The sequence below is a fragment of the Streptomyces sp. NPDC054047 genome, from assembly GCF_055585065.1.
In genome coordinates this window covers 231901-243700 of sequence record NZ_JBVJKV010000009.1, presented here as the reverse complement: position 1 = coordinate 243700, position 11800 = coordinate 231901, and the positions used below count along the sequence as shown (strand labels likewise).

Below are 11800 nucleotides of genomic sequence, written 5' to 3'. Positions count from 1 at the left end.
GGAACCGATGCACCCCACTGACCTGCCGGCCCAGGACCGGGGCGGCTCCATAGATCTCCTGGTCCACGGCGGCGACGTCCTCACCGTCGACGCGTCCGGCACGATCGTGAAGGACGGCGCCGTCGCCGTGCGCGACGGCCGGATCGTCGACGTCGGCCCGGCCGAGCGGCTGCGCGCCGCCCACGAAGCCGCCGACGAGCTCGACGCCCGCGGCTGTCTCGTCCTGCCGGGCCTCATCAACACGCACACGCACCTGGCGATGACCCTGTTCCGCGGCATCGCCGACGACGTGACGCTCCAGGGCTTCCTGGCCCGCGTGATCCCGGCCGAGGCGGAGCTGCTCTCGCCGGAGACGGTGACGGCCGGCATCAAGGGCGCGATCGCCGAGTCCGTGCGCGGCGGGGTCACCGCCGCGCTCGACATGTACTGGTTCCACGAGGCGGCCGAGGCCGTGGCCCGCGACGCCGGGTGGCGCCTCCTGACGGGCCCCACGTTCATGGACGTGCCGGGCCCGCCGGACGGCCGCCCCTACGCGGAGCGGCTCGGCTGGGCGGCGGCGGACCTGGCCGCCCGCACCCCGGCGCCGGGCACCCGCCCGGTGGTCTTCGCGCACTCCGCGTACACCCTCGGCCCCGAGCAGCTGACGGCGATCAGCGCGCTGGCCCGCGAGCACGGCGCGCTGCTGCACATCCACGCGGCCGAGAACGCGGGCGAGGTGGCGATGGTCACCGAGCAGCACGGCATGCGCCCCGTGGAGCTGCTCGACTCGCTCGGCGTGCTCGGCCCGGACACGCTGCTGGCGCACGCCGTGGACCTCACGGACGCGGAGATCGAGACCATCGCGCGCACCGGCACGGCCGTCGCGCACTGCCCGGTGTCGAACCTGAAGCTGGGCTGCGGCATAGCGCGCGTCCCCGACCTGCTCGACGCGGGGGTCACGGTGGGCCTCGGCACGGACGGCGCGGTGAGTTCCAACACGCTCGACCTGCTCGGCGCGGTGAAGCTGGCGGCGCTCGTGCACAAGGCGGGCGGCGACCCGACGGCGGTCGGCGCGGAGCAGGCCGTCCGGATGGCGACCATCGAGTCCGCGCGGGCCCTGGGCCTCGGCGACCAGCTGGGCTCCCTCGAACCGGGCAAGCGCGCGGACCTGATCGTCCTCGACCTCGCACGGCCGCACCTCACGCCGCGGCACGACCCGTGGTCGATGCTGGCGTACGCGGCAGCCTCCGGTGACGTACGGGACACGGTCGTCGACGGCCGGGTCCTGATGCGGGACCGTACGCTGGTGACCATGGACGAGCGGGGCGCGCTGCGCGCCCTCCAGGACGCGGCCGACTCCGCGGCGCTTGTCCCGACGAGCACGACCAGCACCTCCGAAGTGGCAAACACCGTATGACCATCGAACCCACCCGCGGCTTCACCGGCCGCGCCCGCGCCGCCGACCGCGACCCGCGACTGCCTCCCGGGCAGTACGACGCGGCCGACGGCTGGCCCGTCCTGTCCGCCGAGGTGACGCCGACGCTCACGGCCGCGGACTGGACGTTCCGCGTGGACGGGCTCGTCGCGTCGCCGCGCACCTGGACCTGGGACGAGGCGCGGGCGCTGCCCGCGTCCGAGTACCGCGGGGACATCCACTGCGTGACCAGCTGGTCCAAGTTCGGGGTGCGCTTCGGCGGGGCGAGCCTGGACGCGTTCCTGGCCGCCGCGGGGCCGCGCACGGAGGCCACGCACGTCGTCGCGTACTCCCACACCGGCTACACCACGAACCTGCCCCTCGCCGATGTGACGGGCGGCAAGGCGTGGATCGTCTGGGAGTACGAGGACGGGGAGCTGCCTCCCGAGCACGGCGGCCCGGCGCGCCTGATCGTCCCCCATCTCTACTTCTGGAAGAGCGTGAAGTGGGTCGCGGGGCTGCGGCTCCTGGACCACGACGAGCCGGGCTTCTGGGAGCAGAACGGCTACCACCACCGGGGAAATCCCTGGCGTGAGGAGCGTTACTCCGGTGACTGAGACGGTGCACGGGACTTTCGTGCCGCCGACGCGGTTCGCCGTGCCCGGGCGGATCGCGGTGAGCAATCGCGCGGCGGCCCTCTGGCAGCGGGCCGAGGTGGTGGCCGTCCGGCGCGAGAACGCGGCCGGGACGGTGTCGAGCTTTCGTTTGAGGGTGCCCGACTGGCAGGGACATCTGCCGGGCCAGCATCTGATGCTGCGGCTCACGGCCCCGGACGGGTACGTCGCCCAGCGCCACTACTCGATCGCGTCGGCCCCGGACGAGGGCGGCGAGATCGAGCTGACCCTGGACCACGTGCCGGGCGGCGAGGTGTCCGGTCATCTGCACACGGTCGCCCGCGTGGGCGACGTGGTGGAGGTGCGGGGGCCGCTCTCCGGGTTCTTCGCGTGGCCCGGGGACCGTCCCGCGCTGCTGCTCGGGGCGGGCTCCGGCGTGGTCCCGCTGATGTCGATGCTGCGGCACTGGCGGGGGGCCGGGCGTCCGGTGCCGCTGCGGCTTCTCGTCTCGGCGCGTACGCGCGAGGATCTGATCTACGCGGAGGAGTACGGCGACGAGACCACGGTCGTCCTCACGCGGACGGAGGGCCGGCTGAGCGCCGAGCACGTGGCCCCGCTCCTTGGCCCCGCGCAGCCCGACGGGGGCTGGGAGGCGTACATCTGCGGCTCGAACGGCTTCGCGGAGCATGCGTCGCGCCTGCTGGTGGCCGGGGGCCAGCCGGTCGACCGGATCCGGATCGAGCGGTTCGGGTAGGGCGGGTCCCTGTATGTCGCCAACGCCGGACGGGCTGGAGATCCAGCCCGTCCGGCGTTTTTGGACGAACTCGGCGGAGCCGGTGATGAGGGCGGCCAATGACCCCGCGGGGCCGTTAGAGCTCCCCCGGGCTACGGCGAAACCTCCTCCAGCCGCCGCCCCGCGGTCTCCTCCGCCCCCACGGCCGCCACCACGGCCCCCACCAGCGCAACCGCCCCCAGCATCACGAACACCGTCGACACGTTCCCACCCGCGTACACGACCCCCACCACGATCGGCCCGAGAATGACCCCGAGCCGGTTCATCGCCCCGCCCACACTGCTCCCGAGCGCCCGCATCCGCGTAGGAAAGAGCTCCGGCGTGTACAGATACAGGCAGATGTTGGAGCCGAAGAAGAAGACGGCCGCGAGCGAGGTCCACACCAGGACCTGCACCGGGGTACCCGCGCCGGCCGCCGCGAGCGCCACCAGCATCACCGCCGCCCCGCCCAGACACCCGGTGATGACCTTCCGCCGTCCCAGCCGGTCCACCGTCAGCGCGGCGACCAGGCAGCCGAGCAGACCCGCACAGGACGTGACCGTCGAGTAGAGGAGCGCGTCCGAGAGGGACAGGTCGTAGCGGTTCTGGTAGATCGTCGGGAGCCAGGACGTGATCCCGTAGTTGACGAAGTAGCCGGTGAACCAGAGCACACCGATGATCAGCGTCCGGCGCCGATAACGGCCGCTGAACAAGCCGCGCAGCCCCGAAGCGCCCTCTCCGGGAGCCGGCGCCTCCACGGGAAGCGCCTCGGCGACGGGCGGCAGCGGTTTGCCCGTGATCCGTTCGACCTCCGTCTCGATGCCGGTCATCACGGCGGCCGCCTCATCGGCCCTGCCGTGGTCCGCGAGCCACCGCGGCGACTCGGGCACCTTGCGCTGTACGAGGATGCAGAGCAGGCCCGGCAGCGCCGCGATCGCGTACATCCAGCGCCAGCCCAGGATCGGCACCACCCAGGCGGCGACCAGCGCGCCCACGGTCAGCCCGGCCGGGAACACCAGCTCGTAGAGGAGGACGAAGCGGCCCCGCTGGTGGCTGCGGGTGATCTCGGCGATGAAGGTCGCGGCCACCGGCACCTCGCCCCCGATCGCGAGCCCCTGGACGAACCGCAGGGCCATGAACGCGTCGGGCGACGTGGAAACGGACAGGGCCAGGTTGGCGACGCTGGACAGCGCGATGCACAGCGCGATGACCTTCACGCGGCCGATCCGGTCCGCGAGCCGCCCGGAGAGCAGCGCCCCGATCAGCATGCCGATCGAGCCGACGGTGAGCAGCAGCGTGGCGGCGGACGTGCTGAGGTCCCATTCCTGGCGCAGTCCGGGCAGGGCGTAGGCGATCAGGAGCTGGTCGAAGGCCTCGAAGAAGGTGACCGCGCCCACGATGAGCCGGACGGTGACGTGCCAGCGGCACAGGGGTAGCCGTTCGAAGCGGGCGGCTATGGCGGCCCGGACCGCTCGGTCCGGGGAAGCGTCGATCGTCATGCGGGAACTCCGCTGCTGAGGGGGCGGGGATGAGCGGGGGAACGCGACGGCCACGGAGTCTGGGGAAACTCAGGCCAAGAAGCGGGTAAGCGCAAAGTTTCTAAGCGCTTAAGTTGTACCGTCCCGGCACCGGAGCGCGTCAAGAGTCTCCGCAGGGGAAATCCATGAAGACTGCCGACGGACAGCTCTTGCGCTCCAGATATTTAAGCCCTTAGATTTCTAGCGCTTACCGAAGAGCGTCTGAAGTTCGCCCGGGACCCGTCCCTCAAGTCCCGCTCGGCAGCGCTCCGTTCGACCACGTCCCGTCCCGCCAGGAGGCCCCCATGCCCCGCATCCCAGCCGACGAAGCACTCATCGCGGGCGAGTGGCGACGCGGCGCGGGCGCCCCGGCCGACACCGTCGACCCGGCGACGGGCCGCGTCATCGCCACCGTCCACGCGGTCTCCCCCGACGAGGTCGCCGAAGCGGCCCGGGGGGCGGCCGACGCCGCCGCCGACCCGCGCTGGCGCGACCTGCTGCCCCACCGGCGCGCCCTGCTCCTGCACCGCATCGCCGAGCTGATCGCGGAGTCCACGGACGACCTCGCGGCCCTGCAGACCACCGACACCGGCAAGGCGCTCGCCGAGACCCGCGCCCTGGTCTCCAGCGCGGCGGCCACCTTCCGCTACACGGCCGCCGCCCTGGAGACCGCCGAGGAGGCGATCACGCCGTCGCGCGGCGACTACGTGACGCTGAGCGTGTACGAGCCGATCGGCGTCGTCGGCGCGATCAACCCCTGGAACTCCCCCGTCGCCAGCGACGCGCAGAAGCTCGCCCCGGCGCTCGCGGGCGGCAACGCGGTGCTGCTCAAGCCCGCCGAGTGGACCCCGCTGGTCTCCCTCGCGCTCGGCCGCCTCATCACCCGGGCCCTGGCCGAACACGGCCTGCCCGCCGGGCTGTTGTCCGTCCTCACCGGGCGCGGCAGCCTCGTGGGCGACGCGATCGTCCGCGATCCGCGCGTCGGCAAGGTCACCTTCACCGGCGGCACGAGCACGGGCCGTACGCTCGCGCACGCCGCCGCCGAGAAGCTGATGCCGGTCTCGCTCGAACTGGGCGGCAAGTCGCCGACGGTCGTGCTCGCCGACGCCGACGTCGAGCAGGCCCTGGCCGGCGTGATGTTCGGCGTCTTCTCCTCCAGCGGCCAGTCCTGCATCGCGGGGTCACGGCTCTTCGTCGCCCGCGAGCTGTACGAGGAATTCGTCGGCGAACTGGTCGCACGGGTGCGGACGTTGCGTGTCGGGCCCGGCACCGCCCCCGACACCCAGGTCGCGCCGCTCGTCCACCACAAGCACCGGGACTCCGTCGCCGCGTACGTCGATCTCGCCCGCGAGGAAGGCGCGCGAGTGCTGTGCGGCGGGGGCGTACCGCAGGGCGCGGAGTACCGGGACGGGGCGTACTACCTGCCCACCGTCCTGGACGGGCTGCCCAACTCCTCGCGCACCTGCCAGGAGGAGATCTTCGGGCCCGTCCTGGTCGCGCTGCCCTTCGACGACGAGGACGACCTGGTGCGGCAGGCCAACTCCAGCGTCTACGGCCTGGCCTGCGGCATCTGGACCCGCGACCACCGGGCCGCCTGGCGGATCGCGCGGCGCGTCGACGCGGGCACGGTCTGGATCAACACCTACAAGCAGTTCAGCATCGCCACGCCCTTCGGCGGCATGAAGGAAAGCGGCCTCGGCCGCGAGAAGGGCCGCGACGGCATCCGCGCCTATCAGCGCCAGAAGTCCCTGTACTGGGGCGTCGCCGACGCGCCTCTCCCCTGGGCCAACTGAACCCCGTACCTCTGGAGCAGGTCATGTCCCGACCCACCGTCGACCCACCCACCATCACCCCGCCCGCCGTCGCCCGTCCCCCGATCGCCCGGCTGCGCGCCCTGCGCTCCGTCGAACTGCGCACGCCCTCCTTCACCGAGGCCGCCGACTTCTACCAGGAGGTCTGGGGCCTGGAGACCGTCGAGCTGGAGCGGGGCGCGGCGGCCTGGCTGCGCGGCACCGGCGCCGAGCACCACGCACTCCAGCTCACCCGCGCCGACCGCATCGGTCTCGGCAGGATCTCGTTCGCGGTGGGCACGCCCGCCGAGGTCGACGAGGCCGCCCGCAGGCTCCTGGCGCGCGGCATCACGCCGGTCGCCGGGCCCGGCCCCCTCGACCAGGTGGGCGGCGGCTACGGGCTGCGCTTCACCGACCCCGAGCACCGCCTGATCGAGATCAGCGCGGAGGTCCACGCGGTCGCGCCGCGCGGCCAGGACGGAGCCGTGCCGGTCGGCGTCACGCACGCGGTGCTCAACACGGCGGACATCGACGCCTCCGTCGCCTTCTACCGCGACGTCCTCGGCCTGCGCGTCTCCGACTGGTCCGAGCACCAGATGGCGTTCCTGCGCTGCAACGCCGACCACCACTGCATCGCGTTCAATCAGGCCCGGTGGGCCTCGCTCAACCACGTGGCGTACGAGATGACCTCGGTCGACCACTTCATGCGGGGCCTGGGCCGGCTCAGGCACCACGGCATCGACCCGCAGTGGGGTCCCGGACGGCACGGCCCCGGGAACAACACCTTCTCCTACTTCACCGACCCTTCCGGACTCGTCTGCGAGTACACCTCCGAGGTCGCGCAGATCGTCGAGGACGCGTGGATCGCCCGGGTCTGGCGGCGGGTGCCCGAGCTGTCCGACCTGTGGGGAACGGCCGGTCCGCCGTCGAAGGAGATCCGCTGCCACATGGCGGGGGCGCCCGACCCCGGCCCGCTGTCCGCCCAAGACACCCCGGAGGTTCAGGCATGACGCGCGTACGCAAGGTCGGCATCGTCGGCTGGGGTGCGATCGGCCGGGTCGTCGGCACCGCACTCGCCGAACAGCGCGTCACCGGCGCCGAGTTGACGTGCCTGGTCGACAACCGTCCGCTCGGCGAGAGCGCACCCGCCCCGCAGGTCTCCTTCGACGAGGCCGTGGAGCGCTGCGACCTCATCGTGGAGGCGGCGGGCCAAGGGGTCGTACGGGAATGGGGCGAGCGCGTCCTGGCCTCCGGGACCGACCTGCTGATCGCCTCGACCGGCGCCCTCACCGACGAGGAGCTCTCCAAACGGCTCCTGTCCGCCGGCCCCGGCCGGGTCTACTTCACCGGGGGCGCGGTCGGCGGGCTCGACCTGCTCCAGGCGGTGCGGTCGCTCGGCCCGCTCGACGCGGTGCGGCTCACCACCACGAAGCTGCCGTCCACACTCGAACAGCCCTGGATGGACGCGGAGTTGCTGACCCGGATGCGGACGGCCACCGGGCCGGTCGTGGTGATGTCCGGGACCGCGCGCGACGTCCCCGTGAAGTTTCCCAAGTCGACGAACGTCGCGGCCTCGGTCGCCCTCGCCGTCGGCGACCTGGACGCCGTGCGGGTCCAGGTCGTCGCCGACCCCGGCGCCCACCACACGCGGCACGTCGTCGAGGCGTCCGGCGCGCACGGCTCGTACCGCTTCGAGGTCGCGCACCTGCCGGACCCGGGCAACCCGGCGACCAGCCAGGTCGTGCCGTACGCAGTCCTGCGCAGCCTCGCGGCGCTCGCCGGGCGGACGGGGCAGATCCTGTGACGGCCGTCCGCGTCGGGGCCGGCCATGTCGAGGCCGTCCACGTCGAGGAGGCGGGCGCCGCCGGGCCGCTGTTGCTCTGCCTGCACGGCATCGGCTCCTCGTCCGCCGCCTTCGCCCCGCAGCTCGCCGAGCTGTCCGCGTACGTGCGGGTGGTGGCCTGGGACGCTCCCGGGTACGCCAAGTCCGCCGATCCGGAAGGACCGTTGGACCTGGACGGCTTCGCGGACGCGGCGGCCGGCCTCATCCGGGAGCGCGGCGCGAGCGCCCACGTCCTCGGCGTGTCGTGGGGCGGGGTGATCGCGCTGCGGCTCGCGGCCCGCCACCCCGGCCTGGTCGACTCGCTGATCGTCGCGGACTCCAGTCCGGGTTCGGGCACCGATCCCGCCAAGGCCGAGGCCATGCGGCAGCGGGCCGCCGAGCTCGCGGAGCTCGGGCCGCGGGCGTTCGCCGAGCGGCGCGGGCCCCGGCTCGTCTCGCCGGACGCGCCCCCGCGGCTCGTCCGGCGGGTCGTCGACACCATGGCCGCGTCCGTGCGCCTGCCCGGATACGCCTACGCCGCCGAGTCCATGGCGAGCGCCGATCTGCGCCCCGAGATCCCCTCGATCGCCGCGCCCGCCCTCGTCCTCTGCGGCGACCAGGACCGGGTCACCGGCGTCGAGGCCTCGCAGGCCGTCGCCGGGGCCCTGCACAAGACCGCCTACGTGATCGTCAAGGACGCCGGTCACCTGGCCAACCAGGAGCGGCCCGAGGCGTTCAACGCCTGGGTCCTCTCCCACCTCCGCATCACCGCCCGCATCCCTGAGTAGGAGCCTTCCTCATGCCCCTGACCACCACCGAGTACGACAACGGCGGCGACCTCGGCACGTACACCGACTCGCTGATCGCCACCAAGGAGTCCCGTGTCGCGGACTTCAGCACGCTGTCCTTCCAGGAGAAGGCGGGCCCGCAGTACCGCCGCGGACAGATCCGCTACGTCGGCTCCGGCGCGACCGGCAACCACGAGAACGACAGCCGCATCCTGCCCTCCGGCGGCTTCACCTTCTCCAACATGCTGCTTCCGCCCGGCGCCGAGGGCCCCGAGCACACCCACCACGACGTCGAGGAGGCCTTCTTCGTCCTGGAGGGACAGGTCAAGGTGGGTATCCACCGGGGCGCCGACGAGGTCGAGTACCGCACGCTCGGCTACCGCGACATGATCGTCGTCCCGGCGGGCGTGGCGCGCTCGCTGAAGAACGAGGGCGACACCGACGCGCTGTTCTGCGTCGTCATCGGCACGCAGAAGCCGCAGGTGCCGACGTACCCGGAGCACTCGCCGATGCACGGCGTCACCCGTGACTGAGGCGTCACCCGTGACCGACGGCCGCACCGTCGTCATCACCGGCGCGGGCCGTGGCCTGGGACTGGCCATGGCCCGCCGGGTGGGCGATGACGGCTTCCGGGTCGTCGTCGCGGAGGTGGACGCCGCGCGGGGCCGGGAGGCCGTCGCGGAACTGCGCGCGGAGGGCCTCGATGCCCACTTCGTACGGTGCGATGTGGCGGACCCGGCGTCGGTCGATGAACTGGCGGCTTCCGTAAGTGACTTGGGGCCGCTGTACGGCCTGGTCAACAACGCCGCGCTGGCCAACGGCGTCGGCGGCAAGGAGTTCCAGGACATCGACGTCGAGGTGTGGGACCGCCTGATGGCGGTCAACGCCCGCAGCCCGTGGCTGGTCGCCAAGGCCCTGCACCCGCTCTTCCGCTCCCCCGGGCGGATCGTCAACATCGCTTCGGACGCGGCGCTCTACGGATCACCGCGCCTGGCCCACTACATCGCCTCCAAGGGCGCGGTGATCGCGCTGACCCGGGCGATGGCGCGGGAGCTCGGCGACAAGGGGATCACCGTGAACGCGGTGGCGCCCGGCCTCACCGAGGTCGAGGCCACCGCGACGGTGCCGGCCGAGCGGCACGCGCTCTACCGGGGCAACCGGGCGATCTCACGCCCGCAGCAGCCGGACGACCTCGTCGGGCTCGTCTCCTTCCTCCTCTCCGAGGAGTCCCGCTACCTGACCGGACAGGTGATCGCCGTCAACGGCGGATTCACCATGAACTGACGTACTGGAGCACTGAGTTATGGATCTGGGCCTCTCCGACCGGACCGTCCTGGTCACCGGCGGCAGCTCGGGCGTCGGCCTGGCCACGGTCCGCGCCCTGCTCGACGAGGGCGCGCGCGTCGCGACCTGCGGGCGTGACGCCGACCGCCTGGCGAAGGCGGCGGCAGGACTCGGCGGCGGCGACCGCCTCCTGACGGGCGTGTGCGACGTGCGCGACGCGGACGCCGTACGGGAGTTCACCGAGCGCGCCGCCGACACCTTCGGCTCGGTCGACGGGCTCGTCAACAACGCGGGGCAGTCCCGCATGAAGGGCCTGGACGACTCGACCGCCGAGGACTGGCGCGACGAGCTGGAGCTGAAGTTCGCCGGCGTCCTCAACCCCCTGCACGCGGCCCGGCCGCACCTGGCGGCGTCGGACGCGGCGAGCGTCGTCAACGTCAACGCGGTGCTCGCCAAGCAGCCCGAACCCCGGCTCATCACCACGAGCGCGGCCCGCGCGGGCATCCTCAACCTCTCCAAGTCCCTGGCCACCGAGCTCGCCCCGGAGGGCATCCGCGTCAACTCGGTCTGCCTGGGCCTGATCGACACCGGCCAGTGGACCCGCCGTCATGCGGCCGCCGACTCCGGTCTCAGCTACGAGGACTGGCAGGCGGAGCTCGCGGCGGACCGCGGCATCGCGCTCGGGCGCCTGGGCCGGGCGGAGGAGGTCGCGTACGCGATCGTCGCGCTGCTCTCGCCCCGCGCCTCGTACACCACCGGCACCAGCATCGACGTCTGCGGCGGCGTCGGCCGCGGCATCCTCTGAGGAGCTCACCCATGCCACCCCTGCATTACGCCACCGGCGGCGACCTCCTCGTCGCCGTCCTGCGCGAACTCGGCGTCGACACGGTCTTCGGGATCGTCAGCGTGCACAATCTGCCGCTGGTCGAGGCCGTCGACCGGGAGCTGCGCTTCGTCCCCGTCCGCCACGAGGCGACCGCCGTGAACGCCGCCGACGCCTACGGCCGGGCACGCGGCTCGCTGGGCTGTGCGCTGACCTCGACGGGCACGGGCGCGGGCAACGCGGCCGGTTCCCTGGTCGAGGCGCTCAGCGCGGGCACGTCCGTCCTGCACGTCACGGGCCAGGTGGAGGCCGAGTTCCTCGGCAGCGGCCGGGGCTTCATCCACGAGACCAAGGACCAGCTGGGCATGCTCGGCGCGGTGTCCAAGTACGCGGCGACGATCCCGTCCGCCGACACGGCGGGCCGCATCCTCCGCGAGGCGGCCCGAGCGGCTCTGACGGACCCGGGCGGCCCGGCGAGCGTGGAGTGGCCGGTGGATCTGCAGTACGCGGCACAAACGGACCCGGAAAGCTCGGGCCCGACCCCCTCAACCGCCTCGACGAGCGCGGGTCCGGCGGGTTCAACCGACTCGACGAGCGCGGGTCCGGCAGGCTCAACCGACTCGACGGACGCGGGTCCGGCAGGCTCAACCGACCCGGCGAGCGCGGGTCCGGCAGGCTCAACCGACCCGGCGAGCGCGGGTCCGGCAGGCTCAACCGACCCGACGGACGCGGGTCCGGCAGGCTCAACCGACCCGACGGACGCGGGTCCGGCAGGCTCAACCGACCCGACGAGCGCGGGCCCGGCAGGCTCAACCGACCCGACGGACGCGGGTCCGGCAAGCTCAACCCACCTGACGGCCACCGACCCGACCGCCTCAACCAACTCGACGGACGCAGACCCGGCAAGCTCAACCCACCTGACGGCCACCGACCCGACCGCCTCAACCAACTCGACGGACGCAGACCCGGCAAGCTCAACCCACCTGACGGCCACCGT

At 72.9% G+C, this 11800-nt stretch carries 12 protein-coding genes; 11 read left to right on the top strand and 1 reads right to left on the bottom strand.

Going from position 1 to position 11800, the window contains the following annotated elements:
* Positions 1-7 precede the first annotated feature (7 nt).
* From ACZ6ZP_RS29780 to ACZ6ZP_RS29770, 3 genes are read left to right on the top strand one after another with little or no spacing between them, the layout of a single operon-like run.
* The gene (locus tag ACZ6ZP_RS29780; protein WP_383818107.1) at positions 8-1396 is read left to right on the top strand and encodes an amidohydrolase; all 1389 of its coding nucleotides are present in this window, start codon (positions 8-10) and stop codon (positions 1394-1396) included.
* 2 nt (positions 1397-1398) lie between these two features.
* Positions 1399-2010, top strand: coding sequence for a sulfite oxidase-like oxidoreductase (locus ACZ6ZP_RS29775; RefSeq protein ID WP_351165155.1), 612 nt, complete (start codon positions 1399-1401; stop codon positions 2008-2010).
* Positions 2011-2014: 4 nt separating this feature from the next.
* The gene (locus tag ACZ6ZP_RS29770; RefSeq protein WP_361463409.1) at positions 2015-2761 is read left to right on the top strand and encodes a ferredoxin reductase; all 747 of its coding nucleotides are present in this window, start codon (positions 2015-2017) and stop codon (positions 2759-2761) included.
* Between the two features lie 131 nt (positions 2762-2892).
* Here ACZ6ZP_RS29770 and ACZ6ZP_RS29765 read toward each other — a convergent pair whose 3' ends face one another.
* Positions 2893-4278 (bottom strand): MFS transporter, encoded by a 1386-nt coding sequence (locus ACZ6ZP_RS29765; protein ID WP_361463102.1) that lies wholly within the window; start codon positions 4276-4278, stop codon positions 2893-2895.
* Positions 4279-4601: 323 nt separating this feature from the next.
* Between ACZ6ZP_RS29765 and ACZ6ZP_RS29760 the strand changes: the two genes are divergently transcribed.
* From ACZ6ZP_RS29760 to ACZ6ZP_RS29725, 8 genes are all read left to right on the top strand, one after another.
* Positions 4602-6089, top strand: a complete 1488-nt coding sequence (locus ACZ6ZP_RS29760) for an aldehyde dehydrogenase (protein WP_469409022.1) — start codon at positions 4602-4604, stop codon at positions 6087-6089.
* A gap of 23 nt (positions 6090-6112) precedes the next feature.
* Positions 6113-7096, top strand: coding sequence for a VOC family protein (locus tag ACZ6ZP_RS29755; protein ID WP_366464964.1), 984 nt, complete (start codon positions 6113-6115; stop codon positions 7094-7096).
* Positions 7093-7890, top strand: a complete 798-nt coding sequence (locus tag ACZ6ZP_RS29750; protein WP_469409021.1) for an aspartate dehydrogenase domain-containing protein — start codon at positions 7093-7095, stop codon at positions 7888-7890. The genes ACZ6ZP_RS29755 and ACZ6ZP_RS29750 overlap by 4 nt, the downstream gene beginning before the upstream one ends.
* Complete coding sequence (locus ACZ6ZP_RS29745; protein WP_383818102.1) at positions 7887-8696, top strand: alpha/beta fold hydrolase; 810 nt, start codon at positions 7887-7889, stop codon at positions 8694-8696. The genes ACZ6ZP_RS29750 and ACZ6ZP_RS29745 overlap by 4 nt, the downstream gene beginning before the upstream one ends.
* 11 nt (positions 8697-8707) lie before the next feature.
* Positions 8708-9229 carry a cupin domain-containing protein gene (locus ACZ6ZP_RS29740; protein ID WP_351165026.1) on the top strand — a complete coding sequence of 174 codons (522 nt, stop codon included), beginning with the start codon at positions 8708-8710 and terminating at the stop codon, positions 9227-9229.
* Positions 9230-9239: 10 nt separating this feature from the next.
* Positions 9240-9980: an SDR family oxidoreductase gene (locus ACZ6ZP_RS29735; RefSeq protein WP_469409019.1), complete on the top strand. Its 741-nt coding sequence runs from the start codon at positions 9240-9242 to the stop codon at positions 9978-9980.
* 19 nt (positions 9981-9999) lie between these two features.
* Positions 10000-10785: an SDR family oxidoreductase gene (locus ACZ6ZP_RS29730; protein WP_351165029.1), complete on the top strand. Its 786-nt coding sequence runs from the start codon at positions 10000-10002 to the stop codon at positions 10783-10785.
* Positions 10786-10796: 11 nt separating this feature from the next.
* Positions 10797-11800 (top strand): thiamine pyrophosphate-binding protein (locus ACZ6ZP_RS29725; protein WP_469409018.1); only part of this gene is annotated, 1004 nt, incomplete at its 3' end.